The sequence below is a fragment of the Bradyrhizobium sp. 18BD genome (assembly GCF_054185225.1).
Genome location: NZ_JAVAYL010000003.1, coordinates 198,553 through 212,028 on the forward strand (window position 1 = coordinate 198,553; position 13,476 = coordinate 212,028).

17 protein-coding genes are annotated in these 13,476 nt (G+C 64.4%); 12 read left to right on the forward strand and 5 right to left on the reverse strand.

Annotation, left to right across the window (positions count from 1 at the left end; all coding sequences use genetic code 11):
• Positions 1-2: 2 nt before the first annotated feature.
• On the reverse strand, positions 3-209 hold the full coding sequence (locus RAD16_RS07025) for a transcriptional regulator (protein ID WP_458157146.1): 207 nt from the start codon (positions 207-209) through the stop codon (positions 3-5).
• A 548-nt stretch (positions 210-757) separates the two neighbouring features.
• On the opposite strand from RAD16_RS07025, the gene RAD16_RS07030 reads away from it, so the two are divergent.
• A complete protein-coding gene (locus RAD16_RS07030; RefSeq protein WP_458157147.1) occupies positions 758-2,269 on the forward strand; it encodes a replicative DNA helicase in 1,512 nt (503 codons plus the stop codon).
• Between the two features lie 46 nt (positions 2,270-2,315).
• Positions 2,316-3,593 (forward strand): alanine racemase, encoded by a 1,278-nt coding sequence (alr, locus tag RAD16_RS07035; protein ID WP_458157406.1) that lies wholly within the window; start codon positions 2,316-2,318, stop codon positions 3,591-3,593.
• 93 nt (positions 3,594-3,686) lie between these two features.
• On the opposite strand, the gene RAD16_RS07040 is transcribed toward alr, so the two are convergent.
• Complete coding sequence (locus tag RAD16_RS07040; protein WP_458157148.1) at positions 3,687-3,908, reverse strand: cysteine rich repeat-containing protein; 222 nt, start codon at positions 3,906-3,908, stop codon at positions 3,687-3,689.
• Positions 3,909-3,947: 39 nt separating this feature from the next.
• On the opposite strand from RAD16_RS07040, the gene RAD16_RS07045 reads away from it, so the two are divergent.
• Positions 3,948-4,718, forward strand: coding sequence for an exodeoxyribonuclease III (locus RAD16_RS07045; protein ID WP_458157149.1), 771 nt, complete (start codon positions 3,948-3,950; stop codon positions 4,716-4,718).
• A 29-nt stretch (positions 4,719-4,747) separates the two neighbouring features.
• Here RAD16_RS07045 and RAD16_RS07050 read toward each other — a convergent pair whose 3' ends face one another.
• The 3 genes from RAD16_RS07050 to RAD16_RS07060 form a co-directional block, all read right to left on the reverse strand.
• On the reverse strand, positions 4,748-5,560 hold the full coding sequence (locus RAD16_RS07050; protein ID WP_458157150.1) for a DUF4886 domain-containing protein: 813 nt from the start codon (positions 5,558-5,560) through the stop codon (positions 4,748-4,750).
• 111 nt (positions 5,561-5,671) lie between these two features.
• On the reverse strand, positions 5,672-6,040 hold the full coding sequence (locus RAD16_RS07055; RefSeq protein ID WP_458157151.1) for a GFA family protein: 369 nt from the start codon (positions 6,038-6,040) through the stop codon (positions 5,672-5,674).
• A 77-nt stretch (positions 6,041-6,117) separates the two neighbouring features.
• Complete coding sequence (locus RAD16_RS07060) at positions 6,118-6,435, reverse strand: hypothetical protein (RefSeq protein ID WP_458157152.1); 318 nt, start codon at positions 6,433-6,435, stop codon at positions 6,118-6,120.
• Between the two features lie 195 nt (positions 6,436-6,630).
• Between RAD16_RS07060 and RAD16_RS07065 the strand changes: the two genes are divergently transcribed.
• From RAD16_RS07065 to RAD16_RS07105, 9 genes are all read left to right on the forward strand, one after another.
• Positions 6,631-7,368, forward strand: a complete 738-nt coding sequence (locus RAD16_RS07065) for a FadR/GntR family transcriptional regulator (protein WP_458157153.1) — start codon at positions 6,631-6,633, stop codon at positions 7,366-7,368.
• Between the two features lie 6 nt (positions 7,369-7,374).
• The gene (locus tag RAD16_RS07070; protein ID WP_458157407.1) at positions 7,375-8,322 is read left to right on the forward strand and encodes an NAD(P)-dependent oxidoreductase; all 948 of its coding nucleotides are present in this window, start codon (positions 7,375-7,377) and stop codon (positions 8,320-8,322) included.
• A gap of 10 nt (positions 8,323-8,332) precedes the next feature.
• Positions 8,333-9,016: an amino acid ABC transporter permease gene (locus RAD16_RS07075; protein WP_458157154.1), complete on the forward strand. Its 684-nt coding sequence runs from the start codon at positions 8,333-8,335 to the stop codon at positions 9,014-9,016.
• Positions 9,017-9,023: 7 nt separating this feature from the next.
• Positions 9,024-9,692 (forward strand): amino acid ABC transporter permease, encoded by a 669-nt coding sequence (locus RAD16_RS07080; RefSeq protein ID WP_458157155.1) that lies wholly within the window; start codon positions 9,024-9,026, stop codon positions 9,690-9,692.
• A gap of 1 nt (position 9,693) precedes the next feature.
• On the forward strand, positions 9,694-10,452 hold the full coding sequence (locus RAD16_RS07085; RefSeq protein WP_458157408.1) for an amino acid ABC transporter ATP-binding protein: 759 nt from the start codon (positions 9,694-9,696) through the stop codon (positions 10,450-10,452).
• A gap of 19 nt (positions 10,453-10,471) precedes the next feature.
• A complete protein-coding gene (locus RAD16_RS07090) occupies positions 10,472-11,266 on the forward strand; it encodes a transporter substrate-binding domain-containing protein (RefSeq protein ID WP_458157156.1) in 795 nt (264 codons plus the stop codon).
• A 67-nt stretch (positions 11,267-11,333) separates the two neighbouring features.
• Positions 11,334-11,780 (forward strand): ribose 5-phosphate isomerase B, encoded by a 447-nt coding sequence (rpiB, locus tag RAD16_RS07095; RefSeq protein ID WP_458157157.1) that lies wholly within the window; start codon positions 11,334-11,336, stop codon positions 11,778-11,780.
• A gap of 9 nt (positions 11,781-11,789) precedes the next feature.
• Positions 11,790-12,707 (forward strand): ribokinase, encoded by a 918-nt coding sequence (locus RAD16_RS07100; RefSeq protein WP_458157158.1) that lies wholly within the window; start codon positions 11,790-11,792, stop codon positions 12,705-12,707.
• Positions 12,708-12,750: 43 nt separating this feature from the next.
• Entirely contained in the window at positions 12,751-13,476 is a 726-nt protein-coding gene (locus RAD16_RS07105) for a sulfite exporter TauE/SafE family protein (RefSeq protein WP_458157159.1), read from the forward strand.

Genomic DNA, 13,476 nt, shown 5'->3' on the forward strand with positions numbered 1-13,476 from the left:
GTCTAATGACGCAGGGTCGAGATCGGAGACGACTGGTAAGAGGTCGTTAACGCCAGTTGCGCCCGCACTTCCGCGATAACCTCGGGCGCGACCGGCTGGCGGCGGATTTCGGGCCGCTCGGCATGCTTCATGGCGGCGATCAGGCCGGTCAGCCAAGCCCTGCTGGCTGCCTCGCTTCGCCGAATCTGGTGCTGCCGTTCTGGCCGCATCGCTTGCCTCGTTCCCTGTCGGCAGGTCGCGGGAGACAATACCATACCCCGCCTGCTTGTTCCGGAGTTACCCCGAAAGAATCCGGGAAGATGTGATCTGCTTCACATTCCTCTCGTCGGCGCTGGCTTAGACCGTCGCCATGAGCAAAGAGACCCGAACCTCATTCGACGTGCAGGACGACCTCCGCACCGATTACGCCCTGATCGCCACCGGCGTCGGAGCGGCCCTGGTAGCGCTGGTCTACCTCCTGCTGGTCTGACCCGAGCCGAAAGCTCCCGGCGTGCCTCGTTCGGCACGCGTTTAAATACGTCTGCGACCCACCCCATCAGGTTCACCTCATCCGGATTTTTGCGGGACGCGGCTGCGACCGCCGCCGGGCGGGAGCGTAGTTCCGCAAAATTCGTCAAGCACGGCGCATGCTGCGGCTGCTAATCATCCACCGCTTTTAAGATCGGTTGATAGCGGCCAGCTTTTGCTTCCGCTTTGGCCTGGGTCGGCGCTTTATCCCGGCCCCGCATCCGCCCCAGAAAATTGCTATCGCTCGACCATGGCCCTGACTGATTCGAACGTCCTCAAACTCGCGCCCGAGCCCGGAACTCCCGCCTATCGGAGCGCGCCGCATAATATCGAGGCGGAACAGAGCCTTCTGGGCGCGATCCTGGTCAACAACGACGCTTTCTACCGTGTCTCCGACTTCCTGGAGCCGAAGCATTATTTCGAGCCGCTGCACCAGACCATCTACGAGACAGCCGGCAGCCTGATCCGGATGGGCAAGATTGCCACGCCCGTGACGCTGAAGACGTTCCTGCCCGCCGATACCGACGTCGGCGGCATGACCATCGGCCAATATCTGGCGCGGCTCGCGGCGGAAGCGACCACCATCATCAACGCCCAGGACTACGGCCGCACCATCTACGACCTTGCGCTGCGCCGCGACCTGATCGGCATCGGCGAGGACATGGTCAATGTCGCCTATGACGCGCCGGTCGATTTCGCGCCGCGGGCGCAGATCGAGGATGCCGAGCGCCGCCTCTACGAGCTTGCCGAATCCGGCCGCTATGACGGCGGCTTCCAGAAATTCTCGCAGGCGTTGGCGGTCGCGGTCGATCTCGCGGCAAAAGCGTTCCAGCGCGACGGCAAGCTGTCCGGCATCTCGACGGGCATGCGCGACCTCGACACCAAGATGGGTGGCCTGCAGCACTCCGATCTCATCATCGTGGCCGGACGCCCGGGCATGGGCAAGACGTCGCTGGCGACCAACATCGCCTACAACGTCGCCAAGGCCTATGTTCCTGAGGTCCAGGCGGACGGCACCACGAAGGCCGCCAATGGCGGCGTGATCGGCTTCTTCTCGTGCGAAATGTCGGCCGACCAGCTCGCCACGCGTATCGTGGCCGAGCGCACCGGCGTTCCCTCCTCCCACATCCGCCGCGGCGGCATCTCGGAAGCCGATTTCGACAAGATCCGGGAGGTCTCGATCGAGCTGCAATCGCTGCCGTTCTATGTCGACGCGACCGGTGGCCTGTCGATCGCGCAGCTGATGGCACGCGCGCGCCGGCTGAAGCGCCAGAAGGGCCTCGACCTCCTCGTGATCGACTACATCCAGCTGCTGTCAGGCTCAGGCAAGCGCGCCAGCGACAGCCGCGTGCAGGAAATCACGGAGATCACGACCAGCCTGAAGGCGCTCGCCAAGGAACTCAACGTTCCCGTGATCGCGCTGTCCCAGCTCTCACGCCAAGTTGAATCCCGCGACGACAAGCGGCCGCAGCTCTCCGACTTGCGTGAATCCGGATCAATCGAGCAGGACGCCGACGTCGTGCTGTTCGTTTATCGCGAGGAATATTACCTCGCGATGAAGGAGCCCCGCCCAGGCACGCCTGAACACGAGAAGTGGCAGCTTGACATGAGTCTTGCGCACGGAAAGGCCGAGGTCATCATCGGCAAGCAGCGCCACGGCCCGACCGGCACCGTCGATTTGGCGTTCGAAGCCTCGGTCACGCGGTTCGGCGACCTCGCGCCTGACAGCCAGATGCCGGCTCGCAGCAGCAACGACTACTGAGTTCCTTGAACCAGAGCGGCCTCTTGCGTAAAACGGCGCCATGACAATGGCGTCCGACCCGAAAATGATCCCGCAATCCGGCCTCCTCTCAGCGGAGGCCAATCAGGCTGCCGCGCTCGCTGCCTATGGCGGCGTGCTCACCGTCGATCTCGACGCCATCATCGCCAATTGGCGCAAGCTCGAGAAGACGGCGGTGCCGGCCGAATGCTCGGCGGTGATCAAGGCCGACGCTTATGGCTGCGGCGCCGCGCAGGTCGCACGCGCCCTCAGCAAGGCCGGCTGCAAGACCTTCTTCGTCGCCACCATCGAGGAAGCGCGCAAGGTGCGCGAAGCCGTGCCGGAGACCACGATCTACGTGCTCGGCGGCTATTTCCAGAACACCGGCGAGCACTACGCCAAGATCAATTGCCGTCCCGTGATCGGCGATCTCAACGAACTCGCCGAATGGGACGTGTTCTGCCGCCGCACCGGCTGGAACGGCGGGGCCGCGATCCATATCGACACCGGCATGAACCGGCTCGGGCTGACGCTGTCCGAGGCGCAGGCCATCATCCCCCGCATCAATGCCGGCGATCACGGCATCACGCTGGTGATGAGCCATCTGGTCTCGGCCGAGCAGCTCAACAGCCAGATCAACGCCAGGCAGCTTGCGGCCTTCCGCGGCATCGCCAGTGAATTCTCCGGCGTGCCGGCGGCGCTCGCCAATTCCTCCGGCATCTTCCTCGGCGCGCCCTTCCAGTTCGACCTGGTGCGGCCGGGCGCGGCGCTCTACGGCGTCAACCCGACGCTGGAGGCCGACAATCCGATGCAGCCGGTGGTCGACCTCAAGGCGCGCATCGTGCAGACCCGCAATGTCGAGCGCGGCGACACCGTGGGCTATGGCGGCACCTGGAGCGCACGGCGGCCGACGAAACTGGCGATCATCGCGGTCGGCTATGCCGACGGCTATTTCCGCGCCGCCAGCTCCAATGACGGCACCCGCGGCGCCGAGGTGATCGTCGCCGGCAAACGCTGCCCGGTCGCGGGCCGCGTCTCGATGGATCTGATCGCGATCGACATCACCGACCTGCCGCCGAACGCGGCACGGCGCGGCCACATGGTGACGCTGCTCGGCGAAGGCATCACCGTCGACGAGCTCGCACATCATTTCGGCACCATCGGCTACGAGGTGCTGACCAGCCTCGGCCACCGCTACGCCCGCGTCTACAAGGGCGGCAATGTGGTGGAGCCGTTGGTCAAGCCGGAGCCAGCGCCGACGGCCGAGCAGCCGCCCTCCCCGCCGCCGATCGAGCAGCCCGCGAGCCCGCCGCCGCTGCCGTCCTAGCCAGCACTCACATGCGCCGGACACAACGCCGTAAGCGCGTTCACGCGCGTCTTCGGCGCGCTATGGCGCTGCGCCGCGTCCGGGACACCAAGCTTACTTCTTCTTCTGGCTGTCCAGCGCCGCCTTGCAGGTCGCGCTGAGCTGGTCGCGCTTGGCGCTGAGGCAGGCGACGATCTTGCCGCTACCGGGCGCAATGCCGGCGCAGAATTTGTCGTAGTCCACCTTGCACGCACCGCGCTGATCGGACGATTGTGCCGGCGCGACACCGGAGAATGCGACGGCGACGACGATAGCGGCAAAGCTCAACTTGGACATTGTATCTCCGGTACGGAAGGCAGAAGCCGGTAGCTCTACATGAAGATCGCGACATTCAACATCAACAACATCAATCGCCGCCTGCCCAATCTGTTGGCATGGCTACGCGCGGCGAAGCCCGATGTCGTCGCGCTTCAGGAGTTGAAGGCAAGTGATGGCGAATTTCCGGCAGCGGCCATCGAAAAAGCCGGCTATGGCGCGGTGTGGCGCGGACAGAAGACCTGGAACGGCGTCGCCATCCTCGCCCGCAACGCCGAGCCCATTCTCACCCGCGACCGTCTGCCGGGAAAGCCCGGCGATCTCGAAGCCCGCTACATCGAGGCCGCCGTACGCGGAATCATCGTCACCAGCATCTATCTGCCCAACGGCAATCCGCAGCCGGGGCCGAAATTCGACTACAAGCTCGACTGGTTCGCGCGGCTCAAGCGCCACGCTAGGACCTTCATCAAGCAGGGCCTGCCCGTGGTGCTCGCGGGCGACTACAACGTCGCGCCCACCGAAATCGACATCTATCCGACGCGCTCATGGGACAAGGATGCGCTGATCCAGCCGAAGAGCCGCGCGGCGTTTGCGTCACTCGTCGAACAGGGCTGGTGCGATGCGATCCGCAAGCTGAATCCGGAAAAGCGCGTCTACACATTCTGGGACTACAAGCGAAACCGCTGGCCGCGCGATGCGGGCCTGCGGCTCGATCATCTGCTGCTGAGCCCTGCCCTCGCCTCGCGGCTGGCGAAGGCCGGTGTCGACAAGAAGGTTCGCGGCAAGGATGGCGCGAGCGATCACGCGCCGGCGTGGGTGGTGCTGAAATAAGCGCGGTGCCGTAGAAAGAGCGCCGTGGGTCAGCGCCCGTAATACTCCTGCACGGTGTCCCACGCCGCCTTCTGCAGCAATTGCGTCGTCTCCGTATCGAGCCCCATCGTGTAGGAATTGCCTACCGGTGACCGCCCCGTCAGCGCGGCCAGCGTCACGCAGGTCGCCAGATACGTGCCGGCGGGGCTCGGATGCCGCTTGTCCGGCGCATACAGATTGAGCTCGGGCTGCAGCTTGCGCACGCGCGCAAAAGCGAGGCCTGCGGGAATGACCAGCGCATCGTTGGCGTTGCCGGCGATCGTATAGGCCTCGGCCAATTGCTCCGTCATCTCCGGCTTGTCGGCATAGGCCCAGGACATGAACAGCACCGGCCGCATGCCATGGGCGCGGACGATGTCGCTGTCCTTCTTGGCGAAGGTCGCGAACGCGCCCTTCAATTGCGAATGGATCGGGCACTGGCTGCAATCCATCATGACCACGGCGTCGAACTGCTTGCCGGGCTTGTTGAAGATGACGACGTTCTGCTCGTCGAAGGAATAACCGCCGATGCCGCCCGGCCGCAGCAGATTGTCCATGTCGTGCCAGTCGAGGCCGGAGCCGCCGATCGTGGCCATGGTGTTGCGATATACCGCCTTGTTCTCGGGATCGGCCGCCCGCTCCATGAAGGAGAGATGCCCGGGCATGCCGTTGTTGTAGTAGAAGAAGCTGTTGCCGACGAAGAGCGCGGCCTTGGGGAAGTCAGGGCCTGCGGTCGTGACCTTCGGCTTCGTCTGCGCCTGTGTATTGGCTCCGAATGCAACGGCCAGACACATTGCGAGCATCATTCGCGCAAAAAGACGCATCGTGGCTTCCTCCCATTTTATCGGGCCGGAACCAAATCAGCTTTTCAGAATGGCCTCAAGAGCGCGAAGGTGCGGCAGACATGCGTGAGCATGAATGCTCACCACAGATGCTCACCAGAGATTCTTGCCGTCGATCATGTTCACCGGCACGGCCTCGAGATCGAAATCGTCGAACAAACGCGCGTTCACGGCGACCTTGGGATTGTCGAAATCGGGCTTGCCGCTCGACCAGTCCGGCGACTCCGAATAGGTGCTGCAGCCGCCGCTCGCGCAAAAATGATGTTTGACCGTCCGGCTGCCCCAGAGATAGGTCGCGACGTTGTCCGCCGGTGACAGCAGCCGAAACTGCGCCGGGGTGTAATAGGCCCACAGCGCACCGCGCTTGGCACAGAGCGAGCAGGTGCAGCGCGTCACGTTCGAAGGCGCCTCCGTCACCTCGAACACCGTCTCACCGCAATGACAGCTTGCCTCGATCGGCATGACCCGCTCCCCTTTTTGTCAGGAGATGGTCGTAGCCGGCCCCTGCTGCCAACATGCTGTCAGCAGCGAGAGTTCCGTCAGGGAGCCTGGTTCGCCGACAGCCGCTTGGCATTCGCGGCGACGTGCTCGCGATAGCGCTGGACGATCGCCGCCGGCGTGGCACCGCCGAGCAGGCTGACGGTGGCCTCGACGGCCGCCGCGATCTTCTCGCTCACCATCAGAAAGGCCTCCTGCCCCGCAGCCGCGTCGCCATGGCTCAGCTTCTCGCAGCGCAGACGCACGACCTCGCCGGCTTCGACGGCGAGCATCGCGCCCGCATACCAGGGGAAACCATTGTCGGAGCCGCCGAGCACCGCATGGCGGTCGAGGGCGGAGAAGGAGTGATGATCGGGCATTCCGGGCCTCAAATTCTTTGAGCGAACGTTCTTTCAGCGAACGCTCCAAGCAATACGCTTCAAATTCTAAGGATCCGGCCGGGGAACCGGTCGGATTGGCGACTGGGGTATCACCGGCGATTAACCAAGCCCCTTGACGCGCCTCCTCTGGTTATCATACTGGTCTGACCAAGATCAGACCAAGACGAGACCGGAATGGAGCTCAAGCGGGCCGCCGAAGGGGAAAAAGGGTTCGAGAAGGTGTTCGCCTTCCTGCGCGAGCGCCTGCTCGCGGGCTCGCTCAAGCCCGGCGATCGCCTGATTTCCGAGCGTGAGCTGGCGACCCTGCTTGGCGTCAGCCGGCCGATCGTCCGCGAGGCGCTGCGCGCCCTCACCGTGCTCGGCATCGTCGAGATCCGCGACCGCATCGGCACCGTGGTAACCCGGCCGGACGTCTCGGTGCTGAACGACTTCTTCACCTTCGCGCTTGCCCAGCAGGCGGACATGCTCGACGACGTCATGCAGGCGCGCGTCGCAATCGAATGCCAGGCCATCCGGCTCGCCTGCGAGCGCGCCAACATCGCCGATTTCGAACGCCTGCAGCGCGCTCTCGCGAAGATCGGGGAGACGATCGACGAGGCCGATGCCGGCGGCATGGCCGACTTCGAATTCCACCGCGCCATCGTCGTCGCCGCTCATTCGGAGACGCTGACCGTCTTGCACGGTTCGCTGGCAGGTCTGCTGACGCATTCGCACCGCAGCCGCCGCGAGCTGGTGCAGGCCTTCCCCTCGATGAAGACCTATCTGATCGACGAACACCGCCGCATCTTCGAAGCGGTGATCGCGCGCGATCCCGAGCGCGCTGACGCGACGTTGCGGAAGCATTTTGCCATCGGCGACGAATATCGGAGACGCGCCATTGTCGGCGACCTCGACAAGAGCGCCTCAGGCTGATCGCAGATCAGTCGACCGAGAAGCCAACAATCAACCAAGAAACGGACTGACAACATGGGACGGAATGACAAGGGCAGCGTCGGATTCATCGGCATCGGCACCATGGGCCGGGAGATGGTGCGTAACCTGCTGATGGCCGGCCACGCGGTTCGCATCTTCGATCTCAACGAAACCGCCTTGGCCGACAGCGTCAAGGAGGGAGCGACACGAGCCAACAGCCCCGCCGATGCCGCGCAAGGCGCCGACATCGTCATCACCATGCTGCCCGACACGCCCCATGTCGAGGCGACCATCTATGGCGAACAGGGCCTGCTGAAGTCGCCGCCATCCGGCAAGCTGGTCGTCGACATGAGCACGATCTCGCCGGTTGCGGTGCGCCGCATCCATGCTGACCTGCAAAAGGTCGGTGTCAGCTTCATCGACGCACCTGTCTCGGGCGGACCGGTCGGCGCCAAGAACGGCGCGCTCTCGATCATGGCCGGCGGCGATGCGGACGCATTCGCACAGGCCGAGCCGTTCTTCCGCGCGATGGGCACGACCATCACGCATGTCGGCGCCTCCGGCGCCGGCCAGACTGTCAAGCTCTGCAACCAACTGATCTGCGGCATCAACATCCAGGCGATCTGCGAAGCCCTCGCGCTCGGACGCGCCTCGGGTATCGACCTCAACCTGCTGCGCCGGGTCCTGCTCGGCGGCTCCGCCGCCTCCTGGATGCTCGACAAGCTCGGCCCCGCGATGATCGCGGGCGACGTCTCCGCCGGCTTTCGCATCGACCTGCAGCTCAAGGACCTCCGCCTGGTGCAGGAGCACGCGCAGGCGCTGAGCGTGCCCCTGCCCGGCACCGCGCTCGTCACCAGCCAGTATGTCGATGCGCGCGCTCACGGCGAAGGCAGCAACGGCAACCAGGCGCTGTTCCGCGTCTATGACCGCATGACCAATCAGACCACCGGCTGAACCTGACACGATGAGCCTCCAACTCGACTTTCCCGCAGTGCTGGAGCGTTGGCCAAGTTTCCTGGCCGGCGCCGCGCTGACGCTCGAGTTGGCGTTCTTTGCGACCGTGCTCGGCGCTCTGATCGGCACGCTCGCAGCTGTCGGCCGCGGCTCGCGAAGCGCGCCGATCGCCAGCGCCTGCAAGGTCTATGTCGAGGCGATCCGCAACACGCCGCTGCTGGTGCAGATCTTCCTGGTCTATTTCGGCCTCGCCAGCTTGGGGCTGAAATTCTCCGCGTTCACCGTGGCCGTCGCCGCGCTGACGATCAATGTCGGCGCCTACACCGCCGAGATCATGCGCGCCGGCTTCGAAGCAATCCCGCGCGGCCAGATCGAGGCCGCCGAAGGCCTGGCGCTGTCGCGCCTGCAGATCTACTGGCACATCATCCTGCTGCCGGCGATCGAGAAGGTCTATCCGGCGCTCACCAGCCAGTTCGTGCTGTTGATGCTGGCCTCCTCGGTCTGCTCGCAGATCTCGGCGGAAGAGCTCACGGCGGTCGCGAACTACATCCAGTCGGACACCTATCGCGCGTTCGAGACCTACATCATCGTCGCCGTGCTCTACGTCATCCTGTCGCTGGTGATGCGCGCGGGCTTCTGGGGCCTCGGCCTCGTGCTGTTTCCGCGCCGCCGCCGGCTCGGCACGCCGTTGTGAGATGACCATGGGCGGACATCTCAACATCAACCACCTGATGTTCCTCGGTCAGGGCGCGCTGTGGACCGTTGGCCTGTCCGTGATCGCGCTGATCGGCGGCGGCATTGTCGGCTTCGTGATCGCGCTGGCGCGCATCTCGCCGCTCAAATCGGTACGGATCGCCAGCGCCATCTATGTCCAGCTGATCCAGGGCACGCCGCTGCTCGTGATCCTGTTCCTCGGTTATTTTGGCCTGGCCGCCATCGGCCTCAAGGTCTCGCCCCTCGCTGCCGCCGGCGCTTCACTGACGCTCTATGTTGCCGCCTATCTCGGCGAGATCTGGCGCGGCTGCATCCAGTCGGTGCCGAAGCCGCAATGGGAAGCTGCCGAAGGTCTCGCGCTGAGCCGGACCCAGCGCATGCTGAAGGTGATCCTGCCTCAGGCGATCCGCATCGCGACGCCACCAACCGTCGGCTTCATGGTGCAGATCATCAAGAACACCTCGCTCGCCTCCGTCGTCGGTTTCGTCGAGCTGATGCGCTCGGGCCAGATCGTCAACAACTCGCTGTTCGAGCCTTTCGCCATCTACGCCATCATCGCCGTCACCTATTTCGCCATGTGCTATCCCCTCTCCCTGTCCAGCCAGAGGCTGGAGAAGCGGATGGGGCGTGGCAGGTCCAACCTCGCGCCAGCCTGACATGCAGCAAAACCTTTCCGCCTCCGAACCGATCGTGTCGCTCCGCGACGTGCAGAAGAGCTTTGGTCCGCTGCGAGTGCTCGACGGCGTCTCCTTTGCCGTTCAGCGCGGCGAAGTGCTGGCGCTGATCGGCCGCTCCGGCTCCGGCAAGAGCACGGCGCTACGCTGCATCGACCGTTTCGAGAAGGTCGACGGCGGCGAGATCGTCGTCTGCGGGCATCGCGTCGATCGTCCCGACGTCGATTTGCGCGCGCTCCGCCAGGACGTCGGCATCGTTTTCCAGAGCTATAATCTGTTTCCGCACCTCACGATCGAGCAGAACATCACGCTTGCGCCCTGCACTGTGAAAGGCATGCCGACGTCGCAAGCCAAGGATCTCGCGCGAAAAGTGCTGGCGCAGGTCGGGCTCGAGGAGAAGCTGCACGCTTACCCCGAGCAGCTTTCGGGCGGCCAGCAGCAGCGCGCCGCGATCGCACGCTCGCTCGCGATGCAGCCGAAGGTGATGCTGTTCGACGAGGTCACCTCGGCGCTCGACCCCGAGCTCACCGCCGAAGTGCTGAAGGTGATCGAGCAATTGGCGGCTGACGGTATGACCATGGTGATGGTCACCCACGAGATGGGCTTTGCCAAAGGCATCGCCGACCGGATCGTGTTCATGCACCGCGGCAAGGTCCACGAGACGGGCCCCGCCTCGATCCTGACGTCGCCGGCGACACCCGAACTCACGCAATTCGTGGGCACTGGAAATCTAAAATCATAACAAGGAGAGGAGACCAAGGATGACTAAGGAAAAACTGCTGGGAGCCGCAGCTGCGCTGTGCGGCTTCGTCATGCTGGCTGCAACGCCTGCGTCTGCCGATTTGCTCGACGACATCATGCAGGCCAAGAAGATCCGTATCTCGACCGACCTCGCCATCCCGCCCTCAGGCATGATGGACAGCAACATGAAGCCCACCGGCTCCGACGTCGAGGTGGCACAACTGCTCGCCAAGGATTGGGGGCTTGAGCTCGAGTTCATTCAGACCACCGGCGCGACCCGCATCCCGAACGTGCTGACCGGCAAGGCCGATATCATCATCTCGACCCTGTCTGTGACGCCCGACCGCGCCAAGGTGATCGACTTCACCAAGCGCTATGCGACGCTGCAATCCGACGTCGGCTGCCTGAAGTCCTCGATCGTCAAGGACTGGCCGGACCTGAAGGACAAATCGATCGGCGTCTCGCGCGGCACCACGCAGGACACCACCCTGTCCAACATGAAGGACAAGGATCTGAAGATCGCTCGCTATGACGACGACGCCACCATGGTGACAGCGGCAGTTTCCGGCCAGGTCGACTGCGTCGCCTCGTCCGCAACGATCATCAACCAGATCGGCGTGAAGAACCCCTCGCGCGTCTTCGAATCCCGGATACCGCTGGCGACCTTCGATCTCGCCATCGGCCTGAAGAAGGGCGAGCAGCGCCTGATGGACAAGCTAAACGCCTGGATCACCGAGAACGTCAAGAACGGCAAGCTCAACGCGATCTACAAGAAGTTCCACGGGGTCGAGTTGCCGGCCGACATGCGCAGCTAACACCAGAACGATCGTGACAGCCGCTCGGCGGCTGTCACGGCCCCTGCAAAATCAAGAAGGACATCACATGCGTCTCGTTATCGGATCCGACCACGCCGGCTGGCCGCTCAAGCAGACCGTCATCGACCACATCCGCAAGCTTGGCCACGACGTCGTCGATGTCGGCTCCCATGACGACAAGCCGGTAGATTTCCCCGATATCGCGCGGGCTGTCGCCCAGAAGGTGACGTCGGGTGAAGCCGCCCGCGGCATCATGGTGTGCGGCACCGGCGTCGGCGCCTCGATCGCCGCCAACAAGATGAAGGGCATCCGCGCCGCGGTGTGCCACGACGTCCATTCCGCCCATCAGAGCGTCGAACATGACGACGTCAACGTGATGTGCATCGGCGCGCAGATCGTCGGCGCCTGGCTCGCCGTCGATCTGGTCTCGTCCTATCTTTCCGCCGAATTCTCCACCGACGAGGATTTCCGCCGCCGCGTGGAGAAGCTGCGCATCATGGACGAGCAAGGCTGACGGCCTGCCATGATCCTGGTGTTCGGCTCGCTCAACATCGATCTGGTCGCGCAGGTGCCTGTCATTCCTGGTCCTGGCCGGACCGTGCTCGCACCGTCTTACCAGACCCATTTCGGCGGCAAGGGCGCCAACCAGGCCGTCGCCGCCGCGCGGATCGCGGGACCCGGGCAAGTGCGCATGGCCGGTCGTGTCGGCTTAGACGGATTTGGCGACCGCGCGATCGAGAACCTTCGCACAAACGATGTCGACATCGATCTCGTCATCAGGACAAGCGAGCCGACCGGCTGCGCCTTCATCACGGTCGATCAAGCCGGCGAGAATGCCATCACGGTCGCGAGCGGCGCCAACATGGCCGCGATCGCGAGTGACCTTCCCGCCGCGCTGTTTGGTCCCGACACGGTGCTGGTGCTCCAGATGGAGGTGCCGTTCGCGCAGGCAGTCGAGGCTGCGCGCCGGACAGCATCCGCTTCCGGCACCGTCATATGGAACCTCGCACCGGTTCCGGAAAAGATGACGCGTGAGATGGTTACAGAGCTTCTCGCCGTGACCGATCATCTCATCGTCAACGAACACGAGGCGCTGGATGCGGCCGCGGCGGTCGGCCTCGCCCCGTCCGATTACACGACTGCAGCCACGGAGCTCGCCAGGATCGGCGACCTCACCTGTACCGTGACTGCCGGCGCGCAAGGCGCTCTGGCTGTCGCAGCCGACGGGACCTGCTGGCGTGCGCCCGCCCCGCGCATCACGCCGGTCGACACGACCGGGGCTGGCGACACCTTTGTCGGTGCCTTCGCAGCGATGATCCACGAGAGGGTTCCGCTGCAAACCGCACTCCAGGTCGGATGCGACGCGGCGGCCCGGAAGTGCCTCGCGCCGGGTGCGCAGGGGGGCATGCCGATGCGGGCGAAGATTCCGTCTCTCGCTTAGCGTCGTCCGCGGTTACAGTGCTCCGATTCCCGGAGCCCTGCCCTTGGCCTTCCTCTTCGTCCTCATCGTCGGCCTCATCGCCGGAACCATTTCAGGCATCGTCGGCACGGGCTCGTCGATCATGCTGATGCCGGTGCTGGTCTACGCCTATGGGCCGAAGGAAGCCGTGCCAGTCATGGCGGTTGCCTCCGTGATGGCGAATTTTTCGCGGATCCTGGCCTGGTGGCGCGAGGTCGACTGGCGCGCCTGCGCAGCCTATTCGGTGACAGGCATTCCGGCCGCAGTCCTCGGCGCGCGCACGCTGCTGGCGCTGCCCTCGCACGCCGTCGATCTGGCCATCGGTATCTTCCTGATCGCGATGGTGCCGACCCGGCACTGGCTGGCCCGGCACGACCTCAAGGCCAATCTCTGGCACCTCGCAATCGGCGGCGCGGTCATCGGTTATCTCACCGGCATCGTGGTCTCGACCGGCCCGCTCAGCGTGCCGCTGTTCCTGTTCTATGGCCTGTCCAGGGGCGCCTTCCTCGCAACCGAGGCCGCCGCCTCGCTCGGCCTCTACTTCGCGAAGTCCGTGACCTTCGAACGGTTCGGCGCCCTGACGCAGGAGGTGTTCATCAAGGGTCTGATCGCGGGATCCTCGCTGATGGCCGGCGCCTTCATCGCAAAACGTTTCGTGCTTCACCTGAAACCGGACATGTTCCGCCTGGTGATGGACGCGATCATGATCGCAGCCGGGCTCTCGATGCTCTGGAACGCGACGCAGCCGTAA

What these genes read in the sequence shown, in the direction of transcription:
- RAD16_RS07075 (WP_458157154.1), top strand. Translation starts at nt 8,333, where the DNA reads ATGAGCCTCCAACTCGACTTTCCCGCAGTGCTGGAGCGTTGGCCAAGT.
- alr (WP_458157406.1), top strand. Translation starts at nt 2,316, where the DNA reads ATGGCGTCCGACCCGAAAATGATCCCGCAATCCGGCCTCCTCTCAGCG.
- RAD16_RS07085 (WP_458157408.1), top strand. Translation starts at nt 9,694, where the DNA reads ATGCAGCAAAACCTTTCCGCCTCCGAACCGATCGTGTCGCTCCGCGAC.
- RAD16_RS07025 (WP_458157146.1), bottom strand. Translation starts at nt 209, where the DNA reads ATGCGGCCAGAACGGCAGCACCAGATTCGGCGAAGCGAGGCAGCCAGC.
- RAD16_RS07040 (WP_458157148.1), bottom strand. Translation starts at nt 3,908, where the DNA reads ATGTCCAAGTTGAGCTTTGCCGCTATCGTCGTCGCCGTCGCATTCTCC.
- RAD16_RS07100 (WP_458157158.1), top strand. Translation starts at nt 11,790, where the DNA reads ATGATCCTGGTGTTCGGCTCGCTCAACATCGATCTGGTCGCGCAGGTG.
- RAD16_RS07050 (WP_458157150.1), bottom strand. Translation starts at nt 5,560, where the DNA reads ATGCGTCTTTTTGCGCGAATGATGCTCGCAATGTGTCTGGCCGTTGCA.
- RAD16_RS07065 (WP_458157153.1), top strand. Translation starts at nt 6,631, where the DNA reads ATGGAGCTCAAGCGGGCCGCCGAAGGGGAAAAAGGGTTCGAGAAGGTG.
- RAD16_RS07055 (WP_458157151.1), bottom strand. Translation starts at nt 6,040, where the DNA reads ATGCCGATCGAGGCAAGCTGTCATTGCGGTGAGACGGTGTTCGAGGTG.
- RAD16_RS07030 (WP_458157147.1), top strand. Translation starts at nt 758, where the DNA reads ATGGCCCTGACTGATTCGAACGTCCTCAAACTCGCGCCCGAGCCCGGA.
- rpiB (WP_458157157.1), top strand. Translation starts at nt 11,334, where the DNA reads ATGCGTCTCGTTATCGGATCCGACCACGCCGGCTGGCCGCTCAAGCAG.
- RAD16_RS07060 (WP_458157152.1), bottom strand. Translation starts at nt 6,435, where the DNA reads ATGCCCGATCATCACTCCTTCTCCGCCCTCGACCGCCATGCGGTGCTC.
- RAD16_RS07045 (WP_458157149.1), top strand. Translation starts at nt 3,948, where the DNA reads ATGAAGATCGCGACATTCAACATCAACAACATCAATCGCCGCCTGCCC.
- RAD16_RS07090 (WP_458157156.1), top strand. Translation starts at nt 10,472, where the DNA reads ATGACTAAGGAAAAACTGCTGGGAGCCGCAGCTGCGCTGTGCGGCTTC.
- RAD16_RS07080 (WP_458157155.1), top strand. Translation starts at nt 9,024, where the DNA reads ATGGGCGGACATCTCAACATCAACCACCTGATGTTCCTCGGTCAGGGC.